This window comes from Streptomyces sp. NBC_00250, from assembly GCF_036192275.1.
Taxonomy (GTDB): Bacteria; Actinomycetota; Actinomycetes; order Streptomycetales; family Streptomycetaceae; genus Streptomyces.
In genome coordinates this window covers 7,974,734-7,999,704 of record NZ_CP108088.1, presented here as the reverse complement: position 1 = coordinate 7,999,704, position 24,971 = coordinate 7,974,734, and the positions used below count along the sequence as shown (strand labels likewise).

Below are 24,971 nucleotides of genomic sequence, written 5' to 3'. Positions count from 1 at the left end.
GGCAGGCCGGGCCGCTCTCGGTGTCGTGTGCCGGAGCGGTCCTCCGCGATCGAACATACGATGGGCAGGAGCCGGTGTCGGCAGCTCGTCGTGCCGGTCGTCCGGAGCGAGCAGGGCGGAGACCGCATGGCACAGGCCACCGACGCGGCACGGACCGTCATCCTGACGGTGGACGACGACCCGGGCGTGTCGCGCGCCATCGCCCGCGACCTGCGGCGCCACTACGGCGGCGGGTACCGGATCGTACGGGCCGAATCCGGCGAGTCCGCTCTTGAGGCGCTGCGCGAGCTGAAGCTGCGGGGCGACCTGGTGGCCGTGATCCTCGCCGACTACCGCATGCCGCAGATGAACGGCATCGAGTTCCTGGAGCAGGCCCTCGGCGTGTATCCGGGGGCGCGGCGCGTGCTGCTCACCGCGTACGCCGATACGAACGCGGCCATCGACGCGATCAACGTCGTCGACCTCGACCACTACCTGCTCAAGCCGTGGGACCCGCCGGAGGAGAAGCTCTACCCGGTCGTGGACGACCTCCTCACGGCCTGGCGCTCCAGCGACTACCGCCCGGTTCCCGCCACGAAGGTGGTCGGGCACCGCTGGTCGGCCCGCTCCTCGTACGTGCGCGAGTTCCTGGCCCGCAACCAGGTGCCCTACCGCTGGTACTCCTCCGACGAGCCGGAAGGGCGGCGGCTCCTCGAGGCGGCCGGGGTCGACGGCCATCGGCTGCCGCTGGTGATCACCCCGGACGGGACCGTACTGGTGGAGCCCGATGCCCCTGGGCTCGCCGCCCAGGTGGGTCTCGCGACGACACCGGCCGCCGATTTCTACGACCTCGTCGTCATCGGCGGCGGCCCGGCCGGGCTCGGCTCGGCGGTGTACGGGGCCTCCGAGGGACTGCGGACCGTGCTGGTCGAGCGCTCGGCGACCGGCGGGCAGGCCGGCCAGAGTTCCCGCATCGAGAACTACCTCGGCTTCCCGGACGGCGTGTCCGGCGCGCAGCTCACCGAACGCGCCCGCCGCCAGGCGAGCCGCTTCGGTGCCGAGATCCTCACCGCGCGCGAGGTCACGGGCCTCGAGGTGAACGGCGCGGCCCGCGTCGTACGGTTCTCGGACGGCTCGGAGGTCGCCGCGCACAGCGTGATCCTGGCGACCGGGGTGTCCTACCGGCAGCTCCTGGCGCCGGGCTGCGCCGACCTGACCGGCCGCGGCGTGTACTACGGCTCCTCCCTCACCGAGGCGTCCTCCTGCGAGGGCCAGGACGTGTACATCGTCGGGGGCGCGAACTCCGCCGGGCAGGCGGCCGTACACCTGGCTCGGGGTGCGAAGTCGGTGACGCTGTTGGTGCGCGGGGAGTCCCTGACGGCGTCGATGTCGTACTACCTGATCCAGCAGATCGAGGACGCGCCGAACATCACCGTGCGGCCCAGGACCGTCGTCGAGGCGGCGCACGGCGACGAACACCTGGAGCGGCTGACCCTGCGGGACGCCGGGACCGGCGCCACGGAAGCCGTCGACGCCCAGTGGATGTTCGTCTTCATCGGGGCGGCCCCGCTGACCGACTGGCTCCACGGGACGGTGCTGCGCGACGAGCACGGCTTCATCCTGGCCGGACCGGACCTCACGCCGGACGGGCGACCGCCGCCCGAATGGGCACTGGACCGGCCGCCGTACCACCTGGAGACCAGCATTCCCGGCGTGTTCGTGGCGGGCGACGCCCGCGCCCAGTCCGCGAAGCGCGTCGCCTCCGCCGTAGGAGAGGGAGCCATGGCCGTGATGCTCGTCCACCGATACCTGGAGCAGTCATGAGCGGTCGGGTCATGCCCTGCGACCAGCACGAGATCGCCTCGCTGTTCCTCTTCGAGAAGCTCTCGCCGGAGCAGCTCGGACGGCTGTGCGCCGAGGGGCGGGTGGAGTTGTTCGGGCCCGGCCCCGTCTACACCGAGGGCGACCCGGCCGGCTGCTTCTACGTGATGATCGAGGGCACCGTCGTCCTGTACCGCCGGGTCGGCGGCGACGACGTCGAGGTGAGCCGCACCTCGCAGCGCGGGGTGTACGCGGGTGCCATGCAGGCGTACCTGGGCGACCGGGTGCCGCAGACGTACAACAACTCCATGCGGGTGACCGAGCCCACCCGGTTCTTCGTGCTGCCCGCGCAGTCGTTCGCGGACATCATGCGGGAATGGTTCCCGATGGCGGCGCACCTGCTGGAAGGGCTCTTCTTCGGCTCCAAGAACACTCAGCGCGCCATCGGTCAGCGTGAACGGCTGCTCGCGCTCGGATCGTTGTCGGCCGGACTCACCCACGAGCTGAACAACCCGGCGGCGGCGGCCGTCCGGGCCACCGCCGCCCTGCGGGAGCGGGTCGGCAAGATGCGGCACAAACTGTCCGTCATCGCCCGGGGCCCCTACACCCGGGAGGCCCTCGCCGAGCTCATCGAGATCCAGGAGCGCACTGCCGAACGGGTCGCCAAGGCACCGGTGTTGAGCCCTCTGGAGGCGTCCGACCGGGAGGACGAACTCGCCGACTGGCTCGAGGACCACGGCATCCCGGAGGGCTGGCGGATCGCACCCACCTTCGTCCAGGCCGGTCTTGACACGGACTGGCTGGAGCAGGTGGCGGCGACCGTGGCCGATGACGTCCTGCCGGGAGCCGTCGGCTGGCTCAACTACACGGTCGAGACCGAGCAGTTGATGGACGAGATCGACGACTCCACCAACCGGATCTCCCATCTGGTGGACGCGGCCAAGCAGTACGCGCAGCTCGACCGTGCACCGCACCGCGACGTGGACGTGCACGAACTCCTCGACAGCACCCTGTTGATGCTGTCCGGCAAGATCGGTCGCCGGGTGCGTGTGGTCAAGGACTACGACCGTTCCCTTCCCGACGTGCCCGCCTATCCGGCGGAACTGAACCAGGTGTGGACCAACCTGATCGACAACGCGGTGTCCGCCATGGGGAGCACCGGCGGCGACGGCACCCTGACGGTCCGTACGGCCCGGGAGGGCGACCGGCTGCTCGTGGAGTTCCGCGACACCGGCCCCGGCGTTCCCGAGGACATCCGCAGTCGCATCTTCGACCCCTTCTTCACCACCAAGCCGGTCGGCGAAGGCACCGGTCTCGGCCTCGACATCTCCTGGCGGATCGTGGTCAGCAAGCACCACGGGAGCCTCCAGGTCGAGTCCGTCCCGGGTGACACCCGGTTCCAGGTGCTGCTGCCGCTGACCGCCCCGGAGACCGAGACGGAGACCGAGCCCGAAGCCGAGACAGAAGCACGGCCCGAGACCGAGACCGCCGAGGAGCCCGCATGACCGAGACCGACGGAATCGACGGAATCGACCCGGGCGTCCCGCCCAGCGGCGCGGGCTGCGCGGACTGCGACGCGGTGGGCGGCTGGTGGTTCCACCTGCGGCGCTGTGCCCAGTGCGGCCACGTCGGCTGCTGTGACTCCTCGCCGGCCCAGCACGCCACCGCGCACTGGAAGTCGACCGGGCATCCCCTGGTGCAGAGCTTCGAGCCCGGCGAAGAGTGGTACTGGAACTACGCCACCGACGGCCTGTACGACGCCGGCCCCGCGCTGGCGCCGCCGGGCGGCCACCCGGCCGACCAGCCCACCCCGGGCCCGGCAGGCCGTGTCCCGCAGGACTGGCAGCAGCGGCTGCACCGCTGAGCACCGGCCGGCGGCCCGATGCCGCAGCCGGCTCACATCTGGTCGCGCAGTCCCCACGGAGACCCGTACGCGTTCAGCAGGTCGAGGAAGGGGCGCGGCGGAAGGGCTTCCGGGCCGAGGACGCCCTGCCCGGCCCAGGCGCCGGTGGCCAGGAGCTCCAGGGCGACGACGGGGTTGACGGCCGTCTGCCAGACGACGGCCTGGGAACCGTACTCGCGCATGGACCACTGGTTGTCGACCACGTGGTAGAGGTACGTCTCCCGCGGCGCGCCGTCCTTGGTGCCCTTCACCCAGGTGCCGGCGCACGTCTTGCCGGTCATGCGCTCCCCGAGCGTCGCGGGGTCGGGGAGGCAGGCGGCGACGACGTCGCGCGGGGAGACGCGTACCGGCCCGTCCTTGCCGGGCACGGTCACTTCGGCGGTGGAGTCCAGGCCGAGCTCGTGGAGCGTCTTGAGCTTGGCGATGAAGTCGTCGCCGAGGCCGTACTTGAAGGTGACGCGGCGCGCGTCCACCCAGCGCGGGACCAGCAGCACCTCCTCGTGCTCGACGTTCACGCACTCCACCGGTCCGATGCCCTCGGGGAAGTCGAAGACCTCGGGCTCGCTGAACGGGGCGGTGGTGAACCAGCCCCGGTCCCGCTCGTAGACCACGGGCGGGTTGAGGCACTCCTCGATGGTCGTCCAGATGCTGAAGGACGGGGCGAAGTCGTAGCCCTCGACGGTCAGGTTCGCGCCGTCACGGATGCCGATCTCCTCGATCTCGTCGAAGAGTTCGTCGGCGGCGTAGCGGGCGAACACATCGGACAGGCCGGGTTCGACACCCATCCCGACCAGGGCCAGCCTGCCGCTCTCCTCCCAGCGGCCCGCCAGCGCGAACTGTTCGTCGCCGAGCTTCACACCGCACTCCTCGTGAGGACGCTCCGGGTGGGGCGCCGACAGGGACATGGCCATGTCCACGTAGTGGGTGCCCGCTTCCAGGGCGGCCCCGAAGAGGGGCATCACGAACCTCGGGTCGGTGGCGTTGAGCAGCACGTCGCAGTTCTGCTCGGTGAGCACCCGCTCGACCGCCTCCTGGTCGGACGCGTCCAGGCGCAGCGCGCTGAAGCGTCCGCCGCGCTCGCCCAAGGCCGCGACGGCGGCCTCGGCCCGGGCGGGGTCGTAGTCGGCGACCACCATGTGGGTGAGGAAGGCCCTACGGGCCGCGATGCGGGTGACAGCGGTTCCGACGCCGCCTGCGCCCACGAGAAGTACTCGCACGTCAAACACCTTCCTTGCGGGGAGGCGGACGCCTCCGGGCAGGGCTGATGCAACGGGATGGCACACGTTAAGGTCAATGCTGTTGGCATAAGGCGTGTCGCGGGCAGAAACCGGCGTACGGACCGGATGCGACCGCCGTACGGGCGGGACGCGGCAGGAGGACGACCGGACGACGAGAGCGGGTGGCGGGCGTGGCCAAGCAGGTGGTTCCGGAGGGGGCGCGCCGTCGGCGACGCCCCACCCAGGGCGGCACCGTCCTGTCCGAGGAGCTCTTCGTGCAGGCCGCTCTGCGGGTGCTGCGGGAGCACGGCATCACCGGATTGACGGCCCGCCGTCTGGGTACCGCGCTGGGCGCAGACCCGAGCACCCTCTACCGGTATTTCGCCGGGATGGACGACCTGACCCGCGCCATCGGGGACGAGTTGATGGGGCGGGCGCTCGACAGCTGGGAGGCGACCGGGGACTGGCGGGTGGATCTGAGGGCCCTCGGCCTGGCCGTCCACGCCTCGTATCTCGCCCATCCACAGGCGGCCGTGCTCACCGCCAGCCGGGTGAGCGGCCGGCCCCGCGAGATCGCGGTGGACGAGGCGGTGCTCGGCATCCTGCGGGGCGCCGGGCTGTCCGATCCGGCGGCGGTCCGCACGTATCACGCGTTCATCGACCAGAGTCTCGCCTTCGCCGCCCTGGACGCGGGCTCGCTTGCCCTGACGGACGAGGCCCGCGCGGAGGACGAGGCGATGTGGCGGTCGACGTACGCGCGGCTGCCCGCCGCGTCGCATCCCCACATCGCCGCGACGGCCGGCCTTCTCGCCCGGAGCATGCCGTACAGCGCCTATCCGGCGGTTCTGGAGATGCTGCTGGAGCACACGGCGGCACAACTGGCGCGAGCGGATCCCGCCGCGGGCACATCAGGGGTGTGACGGCTGTCGCCCGCCGCGCGAAGCCCTCCCGGGCTCCGCGTCGACCTCTGTCCCGTCTGCGCCATAGACTGGGAATGAGAGCGATCGCCCCCGGGAGACAGCCACATGGGCGACAGCTACCTGGACAGCACCGACCAGGATAGGATCTACGGCGGCATCGCGTGCCGGTCACCGACCGGGTGCGGCATGGAGGTGTCGGGAGATGCCTTCGGAGGCATTCCTTGTCAGTCGAGTTGAACCACACGATCGTCCACGCCCGGGACAACCGGGAATCCGCGGAGTTCTTCGCGAACCTGCTGGGCCTTGAGATCACCGCCGAGTGGGGTCCGTTCGTCGCGGTCGGTCTGAGCAACCACGTCACGCTGGACTTCGCCACGATCCCCGCGGACAGGATCACCCCCCAGCACTACGCCTTCCTGGTCTCCGAGGAGGAGTTCGACGCGGCGTACGCGCGGATCAGGCGGGACGGCGTCGAGCACTATGCCGATCCGCACCGGAAGCAGCCCGACACGGTCAACCACCATGACGGCGGCCGCGGCGTGTACTTCCTCGACCCGGTGGGTCACCTCATGGAACTGATCACCGTGCCGTACGGCGGCTGGACCTCGTAGGCGACCCCGTCGGGGGCCGCATCCAGCGCGGAGTGCGGCCCCTGACACTCCCTCGACCACGCACACTCCCTCGGTCTCGCCCTCGCCCTCGATCGCGCCGGGATCGGATCCGTGCGGTCACCCGGTGACGGCGGCGGGCACGTCGTCCCAGGCCAACGAGGACATCCGCCATCCCGCCGGGGTCAGGAGGTACTGGGTGGTCTTGTGACCGGAACCCTCGAACCACTCGCCGTTGTGATAGCCGGACTTGCGGTACTCGCTGAACCGATGGGCGATCGATCCGAAGATCTCGGTGCGCGCGGCGACCTCCCGTTCGGAGAACTCCGTCAGCGTCCCGTCGGTGAGCATCCTCTGGCGGGGTTCGATGAACGCGTCGAGGTCGTAGATCACCGGTTCGTCCCCGACGTTCGCGATGATCATCCCCTGCGGGATGAAGACGTCGCGGATGACCCCGAGGTCGGGCCGCCTGCCGCCGGTGTTGGTGAAGGCATCGACGAACACGCCCATCAGCCGGTCGAGTTCGGCCTGGACGCCGGACGCGGACCCCTCCCCGGCAGACGGCCACTCCTCGGACAGGACCGACCAGACCTCGATGTCGTGCCGCACCCCACGGTACGGAGAATGCCGCCGCAGCACGCCGTCGCGCGTCATGCCGAGCCGGCGCGCGGCCCCGATGCTGCGGGCGTTGTGCGCCGCGACCCACCATTCGACCCGGCTCATGCCCCGCTCGGTGAAGGCCCAGTCGATCAGCGTCCGGCAGGCCCGGTTCACCAGGCCCCGCCCCTCCCCCGCCTTCTCGAGCCAGCAGCCGATCTCACACACCCCGGAGGCGCTGTCGAAGCGGGTGAACATGACGCCGCCGACCAACGTGCCGTCCAGCCAGATGCCGAAGATCCCGCCGTTGTCGGTGGCCTGCCGGTCGGCATAGCGCTGGAGGGTGGCCGTGGCGGACGGCAGGTCGGTGCTGAAGGTCGCCCAGGGGATCCACGGGTCGACGCTGTCCCGCGCGCGGTCGATGTGGGCGAGGAACTCCGGCGCCTGCCAGGGCTCCAGGGGGCGGAGCCGAGCACCATCGCCGATGGGCAGAGTGAACATGTGGGCATCGCTCCCTCGGTGCGTAACAAGCGTTCGGTACGTAAGCTAGCAGCATGCCGCCCGCACCTGGAGACCGCGATGCCCGCCGCGAGGACGTATCCGAGACGGTGTGGCAGGTGCTCGCCGACAAGGGGTTCGGCGGGCTGACCCTGCGCGCCGTCGCGACCGCGATGGGTGTCTCGACCGGGATGCTCATGCACTACTTCCCGACCAAACGGGCCCTGATCACCCACGCCCTGGACCTGCTGGAGAAGCGCACCGCGGGACGGCCCCGCCGGGCCCGTCCCGCCGCGGGCCTCGCCACGGTGCGCGTCATGCTGCTGGACATCCTGCCGCTGACTCCGGGCGACACCGCGCGCAACCGCATCTGGGTCAGCTCCTGGGACCTCTCCCTCGCCGACGACGACCTCACCGCGGAGCAGGCCGGCCGCTACACCCGGCTGCGCTCGACCCTGCTCCCCCACCTGGAGGCCGCCCGCGACCTCGGTGAGCTCCCGGCAGACGTCGACCTGGAACAACTCGCCGCCACCACCGTCGCCTTCACGCACGGCCTCGTCGTCCAGGCCCTCTTCGACCCCGCCCGCTTCCCGGAGGAGGTACAGAGCGCGATGCTCGACGACTTCCTCGCGACGACCGCGCTGCCTCGTCCCGGCACCGGCGACCACCGGCGGCCCCGCGGCCGCCGGTAGACCCACGCGCAGGCTCGGCCGGGGAAGTCCACCTCGACAGAACTCTTGCCGGGGCGACGTGTGCTCTCTAATGTGAACCTTCAAATCCAGGGATCGTCATGCAGTTGAACACTTAGAGGACCGAATTTGAACGCTCAAATCCCTGTCCCGTCCGATGCCGCCACCCGCGCGGCGTCCGGCCGGGCCGCCCCCGATCACGGGCCGATGCCCGGCTACCTCGACCACGCCAGGATCGGCCCGCTCTCCCGCCGGGCCGCCGACGCGCTCGCCGCCGCGACCGCACTGGCCGGCCGCGCGGACCCCGCCGACCTCGACCGGCTGTTCGCCCTCGGTGACGCCGCCCGGACCTCCGCGGCCCGGCTCCTCGACGCCCGGCCCCACGAGATCGTCCTCGCCCCGTCCACCAGCAACGGCCTGTTCACCGTGGCCGCCGCGCTCCAGGGTCCCGGCACCGTGCTCGTGCCCCGCGGCGAGTTCCCCGCCAACGTCTATCCCTGGCTTCGCTTCGCCGGCCGCGGCGGCCCGGACGTCCGCCTTGTCGATCCGGACGGGCAGCGCCACATCACCGCCGAACTTCTGCGCCGTCATCTCACTCCCGACGTCACCGCCCTCACCGTCAGCGCCGTCGATTCGCTGACCGGCCATGTGGCCCCGCTCGCCGCTCTCAAGGAGGTCCTCGGGCCCGACCGGCTCCTGATCGTCGACGCCATCCAGGGGCTCGGTGCCGTCCCGCTCGAAGCCGACGCCGCCGACGTCCTCGTCAGCGGCGGCCAGAAGTGGCTGCGGGCCGGCTGGGGAGCCGCACTGCTGCTGATCCGCGACCGGTGCGGCCAGCGTCTCGCTCCCGGGCTCGGTGGCTGGGCCGGTGTCACGGAGCCCTTCGCCGTACGGCATCCGGCGCCCTCACTGCCCGGGGCCGCCGCCCACCTGGCCACCAATCCGGACTTCCCGGCCGCCGCGGCCATCGGCGCGGCCGTGGACGACCTGCTCGACCAGGGCGGCCCGGCCGTCGTCGGCGCCCGGATCCGGGCCACCCTCGCGGAACTGCTCGACCGGGCGCGGCGGGCGGGCGCCGAGGTCCTGTCGGACGGGCTCGGTCCCCGGGAGCGCGGAGGAATCGGCACCTTCCGCCTCCCCGGTCATGACCCCAGCACCGTCCATCGCACCCTCGAAGCAGCCGGGGTGATCGCCACTCGCCGAGACGAGTGGATCCGGATTTCTCCTCATGCCTCCACCCCGCCCGTCGCGGCGGACCTGTTCGCTGAGGCACTGCGCACCCTCACCCACGGCACCACCGGCACCACCGGCACCACCGGCACCACCGGCACCACCGGCACCACCGGCACCACCGGCACCGAAAGCAGCACCCACACTCGTACCGACGTCCAGGAGCCGACATGTCCCACCAGCTGACCCGCCGACAGATCCTGCACCTCGCCACCGCATCCGCCGCCGGGTTCGGCCTGGCCGCCTGCGGCAGTGGCGGATCCGGCGGCGACGCCGCCGGCGCCGACGGCGACAGCGGGAAGATCACCGTCTGGAGCTGGACCTCCGCGGCGGAGGCCCTGCGCGGAGTCGTCCCCTCCTTCGAGCGGGAGAACCCGGACATCAAGGTGGAGATCCAGGACGTCGGCGAACCGGCCATCTGGGACAAGATCACCGTCGGCCTGGCCTCGGGCGGCAAGGGCCTCGCTGACGTTCTCCACATCGGCGTCGACTACCTGCCCGGATACCTGGAGAAGTTCCCGGAGGGCATCGCCGACCTGTCCCGGCTCGGCGCCGACAAGCACAAGGACGCCTTCGTCGAAGGCCTGTGGCCAACCGTCATAGGGAAGGACAGAGCCGTCCACGCCCTGCCCTGGGAGGTCAACCCCCTCGGACTGTTCTACCGCCATGACTTCTTCGAGAAGGCCGACGTCGACCCCGCCACCATCACCAGCTGGGACGACCTGATCGCCGCCGGACCGAAGATCCGCGCCGCCACCGGCGCCCAGCTCATCGGGCTCGACAAGCCCGGCACCACCCAGGACATGGACTTCTTCCAGAACCTGATGCAGCTCCAGGGCGCCTTCTACTTCGACCAGGAAGGCAAGGTCACCCTCGCCTCCCCGGCGGCGGTCAAGGCCCTCACGATCATCAAGCGGCTCAACGACGGCGGCCTGCTCGCCGACACCGCCGGCCAGGGCACCTGGAAGCGGCTGGTCAGCCAGGGCAAGCTCGCCACCGCGCCGGAGGCCGCCTGGGCGGTGGGGTACATGGCGGAGAAGTTCCCCGCCCAGAGCGGCAAGTGGCGCGTCATGCAGCCGCCGGCCGCCGTCCCCGGGGGAGGGCGCAGCGTCATCGTCAACTCCACCTACCTGGCGGTCTCCGCCGCCGGCAAGCGCCGCAAGGCCGCCTGGCGCTTCATCGAGCACGCGCTGACCAAGCCGGCCGAGATCAACCGCATGTACTCCTCCGGCAGCGTCTTCCCCGCCCTCAAGGCGGCCTACGCGGACCCGATGTTCGACGCGCCGCACCCCTTCTACGGCGGGCAGCGCGTGCTGAAGTCCCTCGTCGAATCACTCTCCTCCGGATCCGAGGCGACCAACTTCACCAGCGACTACAGCCGAGCCCTCAAGCTCGCCAGCGACGCCCAGAGCCAGGTGCTGCTCAAGGGTGCCGACCCGGCCGGCGCCCTCAAGGCAGCCGCCGCGCAGCTCGCCCAGCAGACCGGCCGGCAGCAGGCAGCCTGACCATGGCCCTCGCACCTCCTGAACCCGCCCGCGCCACCGGGACCGTCGCCGCCACCCGTGTCGGTGCCGGCACCCCACCCGGCCACCGCGCCACCCCACGCCCCGGCCGCACCCGCCCCGGCCGACGCCGGCTGCTGACCCGCGGCTCCGTCCCGTACCTGCTGATCATGCCCGCCGTGCTGGGGTTCGCGATCTTCAAGGCGTACCCGATCGCCGCCTCGTTCTGGATCAGTCTCACGACCGGGAACGGCGACGCCAGGCAGTTCACCGGACTCGCCAACTACCGGCGGCTCATGGACGATCCGCTGTTCTGGACGGCGCTCAGGAACACCGCGCTGATCCTCGTCGTCCAGGTGCCGCTGATGCTCGGCCTCGCCCTGCTCGTCGCCCTCGGCCTCAACTCCACCAAGGTCTGGCTGCGACCGCTCTGGCGGCTCGGCGTCTTCGTCCCCTCGCTGACGGGCCTGGTCGCCGCCGGCGTGATGTTCTCCGTGATCCTCAACCGCGACGCCGGACTGCTGAACTGGGTCCTCTCCTTCCTCGGCATAGACCCGGTGAACTGGCTCGGCAGCCCCTTCTGGGCCCGCGTCGGCGTCGTTCTCGTCATCACCTGGCACTACACCGGCTACAACGCGGTGATGTACCTCGCCGGTCTCCAGGGCATCCCCAAGGAGCTGTACGAGGCCGCGATGGTCGACGGCGCGGGGCCGGTCCGCCGCTTCTTCTCCATCACCCTGCCCCAGCTGCGGCCGATCCTCCTGCTCACGGTGGTGCTCTCCACCATCGGCACGCTTCAGCTCTTCGACGAGCCGTACGTCCTCACCGGCGGCGGCCCCGACAACGCCACCCTCACGGTCACCATGTACCTCTACAACAACGGCTTCAAGTACTTCGACTTCGGCTACGCCTCGGCCCTCGCCTACGCACTCGCGCTGATCGTGTCCGTCCTCGGCATCCTCCAGGTCCGCCTGATGGGAGAGCGCCGATGAAGTCCCGCGGCCCCCTGCTCACCCTGCTGCTCGCCGGTGCCTTCGGGCTCTGCGTCGGCCCTTTCTACTGGCTCGCCATGGCCGCCACCCAGGACGACAAGGACGTGTTCTCCTGGCCGCCGAAGCTGCTGCCCGGCGGCCACCTCATGGAGAACCTCCAGGGCCTCCAGGACTCCATCGGTCTGACCCGGGTCCTCTTCAACACCGTCCTGGTGGCGGGCCTCCAGACCGTCGGTGCGGTCGTCGTCTCCGTCCTCGCCGGCTACGCCTTCGCCAAGTTCGACTTCCGCGGACGCAACCTCTTCTTCGTCCTGCTGCTCAGCACCCTCGTCATCCCCGACACGGTGATGCTGATCCCGATCTTCCAGATGATGATGGACCTCGGCATGATCGACTCCTACGAGTCCGTCATCCTGCCCGGGCTGGTGACGCCGTTCGGCATCTTCCTGATGCGGCAGGCACTGCGGTCCATGCCCGACGAACTCCTCGACGCTGCCCGCGTCGACGGCGCCGGCGAACTGCGGGTGCTGTGGCGGATCGTCATCCCGGTCAACCGGCCGATCATCGCGGCGCTCGCGCTGTTCGTCTTCCTCGGCGGCTGGAACCAGTTCGTCTGGCCGCTGATCGCGCTCCGCAGCCCCGAGATGTACACGCTGCCCGTGGCCACCGCCACCCTCCAGGGGCTGTCCACCACCAACTACGCGCAGGTCCTGCTCGCCAGCGCCATCGCCGCCATCCCCGTGATGGCCCTGTTCCTCGTCCTGCAACGCCAGTTCATCTCCGGCCTGCTGGCCGGGGCCACCAAGGAGTGACCACCGTGACCACCGCATCACCGCACCCGGCTCCCGAGGGCGCGGGGGGCGACGCCGCTCCGCAGCTGCCCCTCCCCGTCTGGCGCCCCAACGCGACGGCCGACGACGTCCCCGGCGCCGTCGTCCACCGGCAGCTGGCCACTGGGCTGCTCCACTCCACCGGGGCCCCGCTCACCGTCCATCTCACCGGCCTCGGCAGCGACGCGTGGGAAACCGCCGTCACCCAGGTCGACCACGGCGTGGCCCTGATCGAGGTCTCGGCGGCGGAGGCCGTCACGCTCCGCGCCGAATGGCATGTCCCCTGCCTCGGAGCCACCGCCTACTGGACCCCGAACACCGACGCCTCCCGCTGGCTGCCGCCGTCGTGGATCGCCCCCCGCACGGTCTCGCTCGCCCTCGGCGCCCCCGTCACCAGCCTGGTCGGCGCCCACGACCGCGCCCTGTGCACGGCCGCCGCCGGAGAGACCGCCGCGCCCGTGCGCGTCGGCGCCGGTGTCGTGGAGGAGAGCGGGGAGTTCGCCTTCACCGTCGAGCAGGACCTCGCCCCGGACGGGCCCCCGATGCGGCTGCGGATCGACCTCAGCGGCCGCCACTTCGCCACCACCCTGCGTGCCGTCACCGACTGGTGGGCCGAGGGCGTGGACCACCCCGGCGTCGCCCCCGCCGCCCGGATGCCCGCCTACTCCACCTGGTACAGCCTCCACCAGAACGTCGACACAGCCGCCGTCGAACAGCAGGCCGCCCTCTCCGCCGACCTCGGCATCGAGAGCATCATCGTCGACGACGGCTGGCAGACCGCCGACCGCACCCGCGGATACGGCCACTGCGGCGACTGGGAGCCCAACACGAAGGCCTTCCCCGACTTCCCGGGCCACGTGGCCGAGGTCCACCGGCTCGGCCTCGCCTACCTCCTCTGGTACGCGGTGCCGTTCATCGGCCGGCACAACGACGCCTGGGATCGCTTCAAGGGCGTGATCCTGCGCGAGATGCCGCAGCTGGACGCGGCCGTGCTCGACCCCCGCCACCCCGAGGTCCGCGGCCACCTGATCGAGAAGATCGCGCGCGCCGTCGAGGAGTGGGACATGGACGGCGTGAAGCTCGACTTCATCGACCTCTTCGCCGTCGCCGACCCGCCGCCCGCGCCCGCCGGCGCGGACCACGACACCGTCCACGAAGGCGTGCGCCGACTGCTCTCCGACCTCGACGCCCGGCTGCGCCGCACCCGGCCCGACGTGATCGTCGAGCATCGTCAGCCGTACGTCGGCCCCGGGCTCTGGCCGTACGCCACCATGGTCCGCGCCACCGACTGCCCGCTCAGCCCCGCCGAGAACCGCCAGCGCATCGTCGACTGCCGGCTCACCGCGGGACCGCTCGCCGTGCACGCCGACATGATCATGTGGAACTCCGCCGAGACACCCGAGTCCGTGGCCGTCCACCTGATCAACGCGCTGTTCTCGGTGCCGCAGATCTCCGTCGACCTCGCCGCGCAGACCCCCGGCCAGTCCGCCGCCCTGCGCTTCTGGCTCGGCGTCTTCCGCCGCCACGCCGATGTCCTCCAGTTCGGCGATCTGGAACCTGCCCGCCCGGACCTCGGGTACCCCCAGGTACGCGCCGACGACGGCAGCACCACCGTGGTCGCCCGTTACGCGCCGCTCCCCGTCGCCCTCCCGGACCGGGACGGCACGGACGGCCCGGGGACCCTGCTCGTTGCCAACGCGGACCGCGACCCCGTGGTGCTGCTCGTGGCCACCCGGCAGGAACGGGCCCTCGCCCTCGTACAGGACTGCGGTGGTGAGATCCTGTCCGAGACCGTGCTCGACCTCGTCCCCGGGGTGAACCCGGTGACGGTGCCGACCGGCGGCCTGCTCACCCTGACCCGAGAGCACTGAACGACGAAGGGGCCGGGGACGGCCGTCCGCCGTCCCCAGCCCCTCCGACCACCGCCCCCAGAGGAACGATGACCGCTCGACAGGTGACCATCGAGGACGTCGCACGCGCCGCGGGAGTCTCCCGCCAGACCGTCTCGAACGCCCTCAACGCCCCCCACCGGCTGCGCGCCACCACCCTCGCCCGGGTCACCGCCGCCATCGACGAACTCGGCTACCAGCCCGATCAGTCCGCCCGCAGTCTGCGCACCGGCACCCGCAAGGTCATCGGCTATCCCGCCCCCGTCGACAACCCCGCCGACCCCAATCCCCTGATGGGCGGCTTCCTCCAGGCGCTGGTGAGCGCCGCCGACGCCGTCGGCCACCGCATCCTGCTGTTCCGCTGCGACCCCCAGCAGGGCATCGCGGCGGTCGCCAAGTCCTTCAACGGGCTGATCGCGGCACGGCAGGTCGACGGGTTCGTCCTCTCGGACGTGGTGCACGACGACCCCCGCGTCGACGTGCTCGCCGAGGCCGGCTTCCCGTTCGCCGCCTTCGGCCGCACGGCCCCCGGCCGCCCGCAGAACTGGGTGGACATCGACTCCGCGGCCGCCACGGCAGCCCTGGTCGGCCTCCTGCTCGAGCAGGGCCACCGCAGGATCTGTTACGTGAACTCCGCGGCCTCGCTGCCCTGGCTCGCCGACCGGCGGGCCGGCCTGCAGCAGGCCGCGGCCGCGGCACCCGACGGCGCCTTCGAGGTCGGTGTGCCCGACGACGATCCGGCCGCGCTCTCCCAGGCCCTGCAGCGCCTGCTCGTCGGCCCCGACCGCCCGACCGCCCTGGTGTGCGCGAACGACTGGCTCGCCCTCGCCGCCTACCACGCCGTCCGTGCGGCCAGCCTCACCGTCGGAGTCGACGTCGCCGTCGCCGGCTTCAACGACCTGCCGCACTGCACACTGATCCAGCCCGCCCTCACCAGCGTGCGGCTGCCCCTGTCCGCCATCGCCCACGCCCTCGTCACCCGGCTGATCACCGCCGTCGAGGACCCCGAGGCCACTCCTACGAGTGGGCTGCTGCTCCCGGCGGAACCGGTCGTACGCGGCAGCACACCGGCGCGGTAGCCGCGCCGGTGTGCTGTCCCGCCATGATTCCCACGGGCACGGCCTAGCCTTCGGCCGGTCCCTCGCTCTTGGCCCAGAGGGAACGGACGTGCCCCAGGTGTCGGGTCATGCACGCCTCCGCGCCCTCGGCGTCCCCGGCGAGCATCAGGTCGAGGAGCTCCAGGTGCTCCTCGGCCGACGGAATGAGGTCGCCGCTCTCGTCCAGGGCGGTGAGCCCGTACAGGCGCGACCGCTTGCGCAGATCGCCGACGGTCTCGACGAGGCGTTCGTTGCCCGCGAGGCCGAGCAGGGTGAGGTGGAAGAGCCGGTCGGCCTCCAGGTAGCCGATGAGGTCGTGCTCGCGGGCGGCGCGCACGATCTCCACGGCCACCGGCCGCAGCGCCTCCAGGTCCTCGCGAGTGGCGGACCGGGTGACGCGGCCGACCGTCGGGATCTCGATGAGCGCGCGGATCTCGGTGTACTGGTCGAGGTCGCGTTCGTCGACCTCGGTGACCCGGAACCCCTTGTTGCGGACGGGCTCGACCAGCCCTTCGCGAGCCAGGTCGAGCATCGCCTCGCGTACGGGGGTGGCGGAGATCCCGAAGTCCTCGGCCAGAGTGGGGGCCGAGTACACCACGCCGGGCCGCAGCTCGCCGGAGATCAGGGCGGCGCGCAGGGCATGGGCGACCTGGTCGCGCAGCCGCTCGCGGGAAGCGTTCAGGTCGCGGTGGGTCAGGTGCCCCATGGCGGTGGTGATCCCTTCGGTTCGTTCTCGGTCACCACCGTACGATGTCACGTCGCTGCGCCCGCGGGTGCCAGGGTGTACGTCCGGGAGGACGTGTAGAACTCGAGAGCCGCCCTGCCCTGCTCGCGCGGGCCGTGACCGGACTGCTTGGCCCCGCCGAACGGCAGGTGGAAGTCGACGCCGGTGGACGGGGCGTTGATCCGGATCATGCCGGTGTCGAGGAGGTCGAGTCCGTACAGGGCGGTGTCGAGGTCGGCCGTGTGGACCGAGGTGACGAGGCCGTACGGCACCGAGTTGGTGATCCGTACCGCGTGGGCGAGGTCGTCGGCGGGGAGCAGGGCGGCGATGGGTCCGAAGACCTCCTCGTTGAGCAGTCGGTGCCCCGGCGGGACCTTCTCGACCAGGGTCGGGGCCGCGTACCAGCCGGGTGTCGTCGGTGCGGTGGCGCCGGCGAGGACGGGGAGCCCCTGCCAGGCCTCGACGACCCGCTCGCGCGCGCTCTCCTGGACGAGCGGCCCGCACACCGTCTCCGGATCGGCGGGGTCTCCGACCCGGACGGCCCGGAACGCCTCGGAGAGGGCTTCGCGCAGGGGGTCGAGGGCGGCTCCGACCGCGACGATCCGGCTGGTGGCGGTGCACTTCTGGCCCGCGAACCCGGCGACGGCGGCCGCGATGTGGGCCGCGGCCCGCCCGATGTCCGCGTCGGGCAGGACGATCGCCGCGTTCAGGCCGCCCATCTCGGCCTGCGCGGGTACGCCCCGCGCGGTCGCCGCGCGGACGACGGCCCGGCCCACGGGGGTGGAGCCGGTGAAGGAGACGACGTCGGCGGCGGAGACGAGGGCGTTGCCCTCGGTGGGGCCGCCCGGCAGGACGGCGAACACGTGCTCGGGCAGGGCCTGTCGGACGATCTCGGCGAGTCGCTGGGCGCACGCGGTGGCTTCGGGGGCAGGTTTGAGGACGACCGTGTTGCCCACCGCGAGTGCCGGGGCGGCTTTCCAGCTGGGGATGGCGAACGGGAAGTTCCAGGGAGTGACGAGCCCGGCCACGCCGTGGGGGCGGCGCCGGTTGAGGAGCAGTCCGGGTCCTGCCGCGGTCTCGTGGACGGTGCCGGTGGGCTCGAAGGGCGCCTGGGCGTAGTAGCGCCAGATCGCGACGGTGCGCGCGATCTCGGCCCTGGCCTCGGTGAGGGGCTTGCCGACCTCGCGTACGGCGAGGGCGGCGAGTTCGTCGGCCGCGGCCTCCAGGCCGGCGGCGACGGCGCCGAGCGCGGCCGAGCGGGCGGCTGCTCCGGCGCGCAGCCAGCCGGGCTGGGCGGCGCGGGCCCGCTCGACGGCGTCGGCGGCCGCGAAGGCGCCGGGGGCCGGGAGGCTGACGAGCACGTCGGTCGGGTCGGCCGGGTTGCGGGAGACGAGGGTGGACAGGTCGGTGATCACAGGAGGAAGCCTCCGGGGAAGGGGTCGTCCGGGTCGAGGAAGTACTGGGCGGTGCCGGTGATCCAGGCGCGGCCGGTGACGGTGGGGACGACGGCGGGCAGGCCGCCGACCTCCGTCCCGGCGGTGAGCCGGCCGGTGAACCGGGTGCCGATGAAGGACTCGTTGACGAAGTCGCGGTCGAGGGGGAGTTCGCCCCGTGCGTGGAGTTGCGCCATGCGTGCGCTGGTCCCGGTGCCGCACGGGGAACGGTCGAACCAGCCGGGGTGGATGGCCATCGCGTGCCGCGAGTGTGCGGCGTCGGAGCCGGGCGCCGTGAGGTAGACGTGTTTGAGTCCGGCGATCTCGGGCTGACTGGGGTGCACGGGTCGGTCCGGGGAGGCGTTGATCGCGTCCATGATCGCGAGTCCGGCGGCGAGGAGGTCGTCCTTGCGGTCGCGGTCGAACGGCAGCCCGAGGTCGTCGAGGGAGACGAAGGCGTAGAAGTTGCCGCCGAAGGCGAGGTCGTAGGTGACCTTGCCGAATCCGGGGACGTCCACCGCGCGGTCCAGGCCCACGCAGAAGGCGGGCACGTTGGTGAAGGTGGCGGACGTCGCCGCGCCGTCCTCCACCTGGACGTCGACGGAGACGAGACCCGCGGGGGTGTCCAGGCGGACGGTGGTGACCGGTTCGACGACGGGCACCATCCCGGTCTCGACGAGGACGGTGGCGACGCCGATGGTGCCGTGGCCGCACATCGGCAGGAGGCCCGACACCTCGATGTAGAGGACTCCGTAGTCGGCGTCGGGGCGGGTGGGCGGCTGGAGGATGGCGCCGCTCATCGCCGCGTGCCCGCGCGGCTCGAACATGAGGAGCGTCCTGAGGTGGTCGAGGTGCTCGATGAAGTGGAGCCTGCGCTCGGCCATGGTGGCCCCGGGGATCACGCCCACACCTCCGGTGATGACCCGGGTGGGCATTCCCTCGGTGTGGGAGTCGACTGCGTGGAAGACATGACGCGTACGCACGGAGTTCCTTTCGGTCCGGTCGGTGAGTCCGGTCGGTGGGTCCGGTCAGCGGTGGCCGTCGGCCACGGCCTTCTCCGTGGCGGTACGCACGGCGGTCTCGGTCGCACCGGTGAGGGGGAGGCGCGGGGGGCGGGTGGGGCCGCCGCGCCTCCCGGCGATGTCCATGGAGAGCTTGATGCACTGGACGAACTCGACCTTGGAGTCCCAGCGCAGCAGGGAGTGCAGGGAGGAGTAGAGCGGCCGGGCGGTGGCCAGGTCGCCCGCCACGGCGGCGCGGTACAGCTCGGCGCAGCTCGCGGGGAGGGCGTTGGGGTAGCCGGCGATCCAGCCGACCGCACCGGCCAGGGCCAGCTCCAGGAGGACGTCGTCGGCGCCGATGAGCAGGTCGAGTTCCGGGGCGAGTTCGGCGATCTCGTAGGCCCTGCGGACGTCGCCGCTGAACTCCTTGACGGCGACGATGCTGCCGTCGGCGTGCAGCTTCGCCAGCAGGCTCGGGACGAGGTCGACCTTGGTGTCGATGGGGTTGTTGTACGCGACGACCGGGATGCCGACCCCGGCCACCTCCGCGTAGTGGGCGATCACGGAACGCTCGTCGGCGCGGTACGCGTTGGGCGGCAGGAGCAGGACGGAGCCGCAGCCGGCCTCGGCGGCCTGCTCGGCCCAGCGGCGGGACTCGGCGCTGCCGTAGGCGGCGACACCCGGCATGACCCGCGCGCCGTCGCCCGCGGCCTCGACGGCGGTGCGGACGACCCGGGCGCGCTCGTCGGCGGTGAGGGTCTGGTACTCGCCGAGGGAGCCGTTCGGGACGACGCCGTCACAGCCGTTGGCGATCAGCCAGGCCACGTGCTCGGCGTAGGCGTCGTAGTCGACGGAGAGGTCTTCCTTGAACGGCAGGGTGGTGGCGACCATGATGCCGCGCCAGGGGCGGTCGGTGGTCCAGGTGGTGGTGTTCATCTCGACGACCTTTCGATGGTGTGTGACGTCTCAGGAAGGGACTGGGTCGGTCGGACCGTCGGACGCGGGGATCGGGTCCGGCGGACCGTCGGACGCGGGGGTCGGGTCCAGCGGTCCGTCGAGCGCGGCCAACACCGCCAGCGGGACGGGAACGGCGAACGGACGTCGCTCGGACGGTGGTTCAGGGGTGGCTCCGTCGGCGGCGAGGCACGACACGGCGGTGCCGCACATCCGGCCCTGGCACCACCCCATGCCGGCCCGGGTGAGGAGTTTGACGGTCCGGGCGTCTCGCGCGCCGAGCTCGGCGACCGCCTCGCGGACCCGGCCCGCCGGGACCTCCTCGCAGCGGCACACGTCCGTGTCGTCGGTCAGCCACCCGGTCCAGCCGGGGCCGGGGGCGTGCGCGGCGGACATGACGTCGGCGAAGGCGCGCATGCGGTCCCGGCGCCGCCGGAGTCCGGCGGTCGCGCCGACTCCGGTACGGCGGCCGAGGAGCCGCGCGGCGATCGCCCGGCCAGCCAACTCTCCCTCGGCGCGAGCGAGTTCCGCACCGCCGACGCCTCCGGTCTCGCCCGCGGCCCACAGGCCGGGGACCGAGCTCTCCTGGAGTGCGTCCAGGGCGAGCCCCAGGGTGCCGTCGGGCAGCGCGCGGGTGCTGCAGCCGACCGCCACGGCAAGCTCGATCTGGGGCACGAGGCCGTGTCCGACCGCGAGGGCGTCGCAGGCGATCCGGCGGCCCGTCCCCCGTACGGGCCGCCAGTCGCGGTCCAGTCGGCTCACCGTGACGGCCTCCACCCGGTCGGTGCCGTGCACCTCGGTCACCGCGCTGCGGAGCCGTACGGGCACCCGGTGACGGGCCAGCGCGGCGGCGTGGACGAGGGCCTCGACCGCCTTGCGCGGGTTGGTGACGAGCGCGCGGGGGGTGCGCCCGTACCGCAGGTATCCCGCCGCCTCGACCACCGCCGGCACCCGTGCGCCGGCCGAGGCGAGCGACGAGGCGACGGCGAGCAGCAGCGGGCCGCTGCCGGCCACGACGATGCGCCGGCCGGGCAGTACGAGCCCGGACTTGAGCATGGCCTGCGCTCCCCCGGCGCCCACGACGCCGGGCAGGGTCCAGCCGGGAAAGGGCAGTTGGCGCTCGTAGGCGCCGGTGGCGAGCAGCAGGGCACGCGCCCCGATCCGGACGGGCGCGTCCGCGCTTCCGTCCGCGCCGGTGAGCGCGTGCGCCGTCCATGTTCCGTCGGTCTCCTTCGCGACGGACCACACATGATGTCCGGTCAGGTGGTCGACGCCGCTCGCGTCCAGGCGTCGGCGCAGGTCGGCGAAGGCGGACCAGTCATGGTGGAGGGCCTCGGGCCGTACCGCGCCCAGGGTGGGTGCCGGGTGCCGGTAGAACTGCCCGCCGGGCTGGGTCGATGAGTCCAACAGGGCGACGGAGAGGCCGAGTTCGGAGGCGGCGACGGCTCCGGCGAGTCCGGCGGAGCCCGCGCCGACGACCACGAGGTCGTACGACACGTCCGAGCGTCGAGCCGCGTCGGGCAGGGAGTCGGCGACGGTCCCGGCCGAGCCCTTCGGTTCGGACGCCGAGGGAGGCCCGGCCACGTCGTCGGGTTCAGACGCCGAGGCGGTCATGGCCGTGCCCTTCCTGGGTGGTGATCGCGTCGCCGGGGCGGGCCGGGACCAGACAGGCGCGGCGGTTGGGCTCTCCGTTGACGGTGGCGAGGCAGTCGTAGCACTGGCCGATGCCGCAGAACGCGCCGCGCGGGCGCCCTCCGTCCCGGGTGGTGCGCCAGGCCAGGATGCCCGCGCCCCACAGGGCGGCGGCGAGGGTCTGGCCGGGCAGGGCGGGGACGGGCCGGCCGTCGAAGGTGATCTCGAACGGCGGATCGGGCTGTGCCCCGACGAGGCCGATGGGGGTGCGGGCCACGGGCCCTCCTCTCGTGACGGTGGGTGCGCGCCTCAGTGTGCGGTGGCGTCGAAGCGCTCGGGTCGGAACGGGTGGAGGTCGAGGGGAGGTTCGTCGCCGGTGATGCAGGCCGCGACGATCCGTCCCGTCACCGGCGCGAGCCCGATTCCGGCGCCTTCGTGGCCGCAGGCGTGCAACAGTCCGGGGACCCGCGGGTCGGGCCCGATGGCGGGCAGATGATCGGGCAGGTAGGGGCGGAAGCCGGGGTAGGTCCGGATCGCCCGTACGGTGCCGAGTACGGGGAACAGTGCGGTGGCCCCGGCGGCGAGGCGGCGCAGGACCTCGGTGGAGAGCGTCCGGTCGAAGCCGACGCGCTCGCGGCTGGCGCCGATGAGGACGGGTCCGGCAGGGGTGCCCTCGACGACGGCCGAGGTCTGGAGGGCGGCGGAGCCGCTGGCCACGTCGGCCACGTAGTCGGCGGCGTACACCTTGTGGCGGACGACGCGCGGCAGGGGTTCGGTGACGAGGACGAAGCCTCGGCGGGGCAGGACGGGCAGGTGGACCCCGGCGAGGGCGGCGAGGGCGCCGCCCCAGGTGCCCGCGGCGTTCACGACGTACGGGGCGTGGAGTTCGCGGGTGGTGGTCCGCACGCCGCGGACCGCTCCGCCCGCGCCGGTGAGGAGGCCGGTGACCTCCTCGCCCGGCGCGAGGCGGACCCGGTCGCCGGCGGCTCGGAGGAGCTGCGCGGCGGCATGGGCGGGCATCACCTGGGCGTCCTGGGGGTAGTGGACGCCGCCGGTGAGGCCCGGTGCGAGGTGGGGCTCCAGGTCGTGGAGCCGGTCACCGGGCACCTCGTGCGTGACGACACCCGCTTTCTCCTGGCGGGCCGCGAACTCCCGCAGGGCGCGCAGTCCCGTCTCGCCGGAGGCGACGACCAAGCCGCCCTTGGCCTCGTACTCGACGGCGGGCGGGAGCCTGTCGGCGAGTTCGGTCCACAGCGCGGTGGAGAGGAGGGCGAGTTCGAGTTCGGGGCCGGGTTCCTTGTCGGAGACCAGGAGGTTGCCCTCACCGGCTCCGGTCGTGCCGCCCGCGACGTAACCTCGGTCGACGACGGTGACGGAGAGGCCGGCGAGGGCCGCGTAGTAGGCGCAGGCGGCACCGACGACGCCGGCGCCGATGACGATGACGTCCGAGGTTTCTCTCGTGGGCACGGCAGTAATATTTCACATTGCACTTGCCTTGCCAAGGCCCCGACCACCCCCTGTCGCCCCCGACCGCCTTCCGGACACGGATGGGTAACGGCCGACCCGACACCTTGTCAGTACAATTTCACATTACTATGTTACCGGTCACATTCCAGCTGCCTCAGGCGCTGTCCGACTGCTCCCCGGAGTGACCCCGTATGAACAAGCGCACGCGCACCCTGGCCACGGCCCTGGTGACGACCCTGGCCCTCGCCGCGACCGGCTGCTCCGGCGGAGACACGTCCGGGGGCGCCCGGAACGGCAAGAACCCCGCGGCCGCCAACGCCGGGGCGGTCCTCGGCGGCACCCCGCAGAAGGGCGGCACCCTCACCGTCCTGTCCAACCAGGACTTCACCCATCTCGACCCGGCCCGCAACTGGGTGATGGGCGACATGGACTTCGGCACCCGCCTGCTCTACCGCACCCTCGTCACCTACAAGGCGGAACCCGGCGCCAAGGGCGGCGAACTGGTCCCCGACCTCGCGGAGAGCCTCGGCACCTCCTCCGACGGCGCCAGAACCTGGACCTTCAAGCTCAAGCCGGGACTGAAGTACGAGGACGGCACGCCGATCACCTCGCGGGACATCAAGCACAACGTGGAGCGGTCCTTCTCCCCCGACCTGCCCGGCGGCCCCGACTACGCGGCCCGCTACCTCGCCGGCGCCGAGGGCTACCAGGGCCCGGCGGGCGGCAAGCACCTCGCCTCCGTGAAGACCCCCGACGACCGCACGATCGTCTTCGAACTCCGCACGCCCTTCGCCGAGTTCCCCTTCGCCGCCACGCTGCCCACCTTCGCGCCCGTGCCCCCGGCCCAGGACAAGGGCCCGCAGTACGACAACCGGCCCTTCTCCTCGGGCCCGTACAAGATCGACTCCTACGCCCGCGACAAGCAGCTGGTCCTCGTCCGCAACACCCACTGGGACCCGAAGACCGACCAGGTGCGCAAGGCGTACCCGGACAAGGTCGTCGTCACCATGGGCCTCAAGGCCAACCAGATCGACGACCGGCTCATCGCCGCGACCGGCCCCGACGCCTCCGCCGTCCCCTGGGACAAGCTCCGCCCGGAGTCCACCCCCAAGGTGCTCACCAAGCCGGACATCAAGGCCCGCCTCCTCGCCGAGTCGACCAGCTGTACCGAGATGGTGCAGATGCACACCGGGCGCGCGCCCTTCGACGACGTCAAGGTCCGCCAAGCCGTGCAGTACGCGCTGGACCGCGAGGCCGTCCTCACCGCCTCCGGCGGACCCGCCCTCAACGACCCGGCCACCGCGCTCATGCCCGGCTTCCTCTTCGGCGGCAAGCAGCCCGACACCCTCGGCATCCCGCTCACCGGCGACGTGCCCAAGGCGAAGGAGCTGCTCAAGGAGGCGGGCAAGGCGGACGGCTTCACCACCCGCATCACCGTCTCCAACGGCGACAAGGCCGTCGGCGAGGCCGTCCAGCAGTCCCTCGGCCGAGCCGGGATCAAGGTCACCATCGAGACCGTCGACCCCTCCGCCTTCTACGACACGATCGGCGACACCAAGAACCGCACCGACCTCGTCTACACCGGCTGGTGCCCCGACTACCCCTCGGGCTCCACGTTCCTGCCGTTCGTGTTCGACGGCCGCTTCATCAAGGAGAAGGGCAACTCCGGCAACCACTCGCTCTTCCGCGACGACGCAACGATGAAGCGCATGGACGAGATCGCGGCGATGGCAGACGCCACCCAGGCCGCCAAGGCCTGGCGGGAACTCGACGGAAAGATCCTCGCCAAGGCGCCCACCGCGCCCGTCGTCGTCGAGCGCAAGCCCCTCCTCATCGGCACCAACATCGCCGGCGCCTTCGGCCACACCTCCTTCGGCGGCCAGCTCGACTACGCCACCGTCGGCCTCAAGGACCCCTCGAAGAGCGGGAACTGAGGCCGAACGTGACCACCACTCCACCGTCCCCCGTGCCGACCACCCGGCCGTCCC

Annotated in this window: 22 protein-coding genes; 13 read left to right on the top strand and 9 right to left on the bottom strand. The window is 72.0% G+C overall.

Annotation, left to right across the window (positions count from 1 at the left end; translation table 11 throughout):
* Positions 1 to 126: 126 nt before the first annotated feature.
* From OG259_RS36250 to OG259_RS36240, 3 genes are read left to right on the top strand one after another with little or no spacing between them, the layout of a single operon-like run.
* Complete coding sequence (locus OG259_RS36250; protein ID WP_328946098.1) at positions 127 to 1,803, top strand: FAD-dependent oxidoreductase; 1,677 nt, start codon at positions 127 to 129, stop codon at positions 1,801 to 1,803.
* On the top strand, positions 1,800 to 3,305 hold the full coding sequence (locus OG259_RS36245; protein WP_328946097.1) for an ATP-binding protein: 1,506 nt from the start codon (positions 1,800 to 1,802) through the stop codon (positions 3,303 to 3,305). The genes OG259_RS36250 and OG259_RS36245 overlap by 4 nt, the downstream gene beginning before the upstream one ends.
* Positions 3,302 to 3,664: a UBP-type zinc finger domain-containing protein gene (locus tag OG259_RS36240; protein ID WP_328946096.1), complete on the top strand. Its 363-nt coding sequence runs from the start codon at positions 3,302 to 3,304 to the stop codon at positions 3,662 to 3,664. Before OG259_RS36245 ends, OG259_RS36240 begins: the two co-directional genes overlap by 4 nt.
* Positions 3,665 to 3,696: 32 nt before the next feature.
* Here the strand turns inward: OG259_RS36240 and OG259_RS36235 are convergent, their stop codons facing one another.
* Complete coding sequence (locus OG259_RS36235) at positions 3,697 to 4,920, bottom strand: saccharopine dehydrogenase family protein (protein WP_328946095.1); 1,224 nt, start codon at positions 4,918 to 4,920, stop codon at positions 3,697 to 3,699.
* Positions 4,921 to 5,111: 191 nt separating this feature from the next.
* Here OG259_RS36235 and OG259_RS36230 point away from each other — a divergent pair, with 191 nt between their 5' ends.
* Together OG259_RS36230 and OG259_RS36225 are read left to right on the top strand one after the other, a co-directional pair.
* On the top strand, positions 5,112 to 5,840 hold the full coding sequence (locus tag OG259_RS36230) for a TetR/AcrR family transcriptional regulator (protein WP_328946094.1): 729 nt from the start codon (positions 5,112 to 5,114) through the stop codon (positions 5,838 to 5,840).
* A gap of 221 nt (positions 5,841 to 6,061) precedes the next feature.
* Complete coding sequence (locus tag OG259_RS36225; protein WP_328946093.1) at positions 6,062 to 6,451, top strand: VOC family protein; 390 nt, start codon at positions 6,062 to 6,064, stop codon at positions 6,449 to 6,451.
* Between the two features lie 117 nt (positions 6,452 to 6,568).
* On the opposite strand, the gene OG259_RS36220 is transcribed toward OG259_RS36225, so the two are convergent.
* Entirely contained in the window at positions 6,569 to 7,546 is a 978-nt protein-coding gene (locus OG259_RS36220) for a GNAT family N-acetyltransferase (RefSeq protein WP_328946092.1), read from the bottom strand.
* A gap of 53 nt (positions 7,547 to 7,599) precedes the next feature.
* Here OG259_RS36220 and OG259_RS36215 point away from each other — a divergent pair, with 53 nt between their 5' ends.
* The 7 genes from OG259_RS36215 to OG259_RS36185 all read left to right on the top strand — a co-directional run bounded on the left by OG259_RS36215 (position 7,600) and on the right by OG259_RS36185 (position 15,754).
* Positions 7,600 to 8,235, top strand: coding sequence for a TetR/AcrR family transcriptional regulator (locus OG259_RS36215; protein ID WP_328946091.1), 636 nt, complete (start codon positions 7,600 to 7,602; stop codon positions 8,233 to 8,235).
* Between the two features lie 126 nt (positions 8,236 to 8,361).
* A complete protein-coding gene (locus tag OG259_RS36210; protein WP_328946090.1) occupies positions 8,362 to 9,648 on the top strand; it encodes an aminotransferase class V-fold PLP-dependent enzyme in 1,287 nt (428 codons plus the stop codon).
* Positions 9,633 to 10,967, top strand: coding sequence for an ABC transporter substrate-binding protein (locus tag OG259_RS36205; protein WP_328946089.1), 1,335 nt, complete (start codon positions 9,633 to 9,635; stop codon positions 10,965 to 10,967). Before OG259_RS36210 ends, OG259_RS36205 begins: the two co-directional genes overlap by 16 nt.
* A 2-nt stretch (positions 10,968 to 10,969) precedes the next feature.
* Positions 10,970 to 11,956, top strand: a complete 987-nt coding sequence (locus OG259_RS36200; protein ID WP_328946088.1) for a carbohydrate ABC transporter permease — start codon at positions 10,970 to 10,972, stop codon at positions 11,954 to 11,956.
* Positions 11,953 to 12,768, top strand: a complete 816-nt coding sequence (locus tag OG259_RS36195; protein WP_328946087.1) for a carbohydrate ABC transporter permease — start codon at positions 11,953 to 11,955, stop codon at positions 12,766 to 12,768. The genes OG259_RS36200 and OG259_RS36195 overlap by 4 nt, the downstream gene beginning before the upstream one ends.
* A 5-nt stretch (positions 12,769 to 12,773) precedes the next feature.
* Positions 12,774 to 14,657, top strand: coding sequence for a glycoside hydrolase family 36 protein (locus OG259_RS36190; RefSeq protein ID WP_328946086.1), 1,884 nt, complete (start codon positions 12,774 to 12,776; stop codon positions 14,655 to 14,657).
* A gap of 68 nt (positions 14,658 to 14,725) precedes the next feature.
* Complete coding sequence (locus OG259_RS36185) at positions 14,726 to 15,754, top strand: LacI family DNA-binding transcriptional regulator (protein WP_328946085.1); 1,029 nt, start codon at positions 14,726 to 14,728, stop codon at positions 15,752 to 15,754.
* Between the two features lie 43 nt (positions 15,755 to 15,797).
* Here the strand turns inward: OG259_RS36185 and OG259_RS36180 are convergent, their stop codons facing one another.
* From OG259_RS36180 to OG259_RS36150, 7 genes are read right to left on the bottom strand one after another with little or no spacing between them, the layout of a single operon-like run.
* Positions 15,798 to 16,478, bottom strand: a complete 681-nt coding sequence (locus OG259_RS36180; RefSeq protein ID WP_328946084.1) for a GntR family transcriptional regulator — start codon at positions 16,476 to 16,478, stop codon at positions 15,798 to 15,800.
* Positions 16,479 to 16,525: 47 nt separating this feature from the next.
* Complete coding sequence (locus OG259_RS36175; RefSeq protein WP_328946083.1) at positions 16,526 to 17,911, bottom strand: aldehyde dehydrogenase family protein; 1,386 nt, start codon at positions 17,909 to 17,911, stop codon at positions 16,526 to 16,528.
* Positions 17,908 to 18,912: a proline racemase family protein gene (locus OG259_RS36170; RefSeq protein WP_328946082.1), complete on the bottom strand. Its 1,005-nt coding sequence runs from the start codon at positions 18,910 to 18,912 to the stop codon at positions 17,908 to 17,910. The genes OG259_RS36175 and OG259_RS36170 overlap by 4 nt, the downstream gene beginning before the upstream one ends.
* Before the next feature lie 45 nt (positions 18,913 to 18,957).
* Positions 18,958 to 19,866 carry a dihydrodipicolinate synthase family protein gene (locus tag OG259_RS36165; RefSeq protein WP_328946081.1) on the bottom strand — a complete coding sequence of 303 codons (909 nt, stop codon included), beginning with the start codon at positions 19,864 to 19,866 and terminating at the stop codon, positions 18,958 to 18,960.
* Positions 19,867 to 19,896: 30 nt separating this feature from the next.
* Complete coding sequence (locus OG259_RS36160) at positions 19,897 to 21,498, bottom strand: FAD/NAD(P)-dependent oxidoreductase (RefSeq protein WP_443052078.1); 1,602 nt, start codon at positions 21,496 to 21,498, stop codon at positions 19,897 to 19,899.
* Positions 21,479 to 21,793, bottom strand: a complete 315-nt coding sequence (locus OG259_RS36155) for a (2Fe-2S)-binding protein (RefSeq protein ID WP_266975830.1) — start codon at positions 21,791 to 21,793, stop codon at positions 21,479 to 21,481. Before OG259_RS36155 ends, OG259_RS36160 begins: the two co-directional genes overlap by 20 nt.
* Before the next feature lie 32 nt (positions 21,794 to 21,825).
* Entirely contained in the window at positions 21,826 to 22,983 is a 1,158-nt protein-coding gene (locus OG259_RS36150; protein ID WP_328946080.1) for an NAD(P)/FAD-dependent oxidoreductase, read from the bottom strand.
* 191 nt (positions 22,984 to 23,174) lie between these two features.
* Between OG259_RS36150 and OG259_RS36145 the strand changes: the two genes are divergently transcribed.
* Positions 23,175 to 24,917, top strand: coding sequence for an ABC transporter substrate-binding protein (locus OG259_RS36145; protein ID WP_328946079.1), 1,743 nt, complete (start codon positions 23,175 to 23,177; stop codon positions 24,915 to 24,917).
* Positions 24,918 to 24,971 lie beyond the last annotated feature (54 nt).

What these genes read in the sequence shown, in the direction of transcription:
- OG259_RS36250 (WP_328946098.1), top strand. Translation starts at nt 127, where the DNA reads ATGGCACAGGCCACCGACGCGGCACGGACCGTCATCCTGACGGTGGAC.
- OG259_RS36160 (WP_443052078.1), bottom strand. Translation starts at nt 21,498, where the DNA reads ATGACCGCCTCGGCGTCTGAACCCGACGACGTGGCCGGGCCTCCCTCG.
- OG259_RS36245 (WP_328946097.1), top strand. Translation starts at nt 1,800, where the DNA reads ATGAGCGGTCGGGTCATGCCCTGCGACCAGCACGAGATCGCCTCGCTG.
- OG259_RS36195 (WP_328946087.1), top strand. Translation starts at nt 11,953, where the DNA reads ATGAAGTCCCGCGGCCCCCTGCTCACCCTGCTGCTCGCCGGTGCCTTC.
- OG259_RS36180 (WP_328946084.1), bottom strand. Translation starts at nt 16,478, where the DNA reads ATGGGGCACCTGACCCACCGCGACCTGAACGCTTCCCGCGAGCGGCTG.
- OG259_RS36185 (WP_328946085.1), top strand. Translation starts at nt 14,726, where the DNA reads ATGACCGCTCGACAGGTGACCATCGAGGACGTCGCACGCGCCGCGGGA.
- OG259_RS36145 (WP_328946079.1), top strand. Translation starts at nt 23,175, where the DNA reads ATGAACAAGCGCACGCGCACCCTGGCCACGGCCCTGGTGACGACCCTG.
- OG259_RS36240 (WP_328946096.1), top strand. Translation starts at nt 3,302, where the DNA reads ATGACCGAGACCGACGGAATCGACGGAATCGACCCGGGCGTCCCGCCC.
- OG259_RS36205 (WP_328946089.1), top strand. Translation starts at nt 9,633, where the DNA reads ATGTCCCACCAGCTGACCCGCCGACAGATCCTGCACCTCGCCACCGCA.
- OG259_RS36200 (WP_328946088.1), top strand. Translation starts at nt 10,970, where the DNA reads ATGGCCCTCGCACCTCCTGAACCCGCCCGCGCCACCGGGACCGTCGCC.
- OG259_RS36165 (WP_328946081.1), bottom strand. Translation starts at nt 19,866, where the DNA reads ATGAACACCACCACCTGGACCACCGACCGCCCCTGGCGCGGCATCATG.
- OG259_RS36215 (WP_328946091.1), top strand. Translation starts at nt 7,600, where the DNA reads ATGCCGCCCGCACCTGGAGACCGCGATGCCCGCCGCGAGGACGTATCC.
- OG259_RS36220 (WP_328946092.1), bottom strand. Translation starts at nt 7,546, where the DNA reads ATGTTCACTCTGCCCATCGGCGATGGTGCTCGGCTCCGCCCCCTGGAG.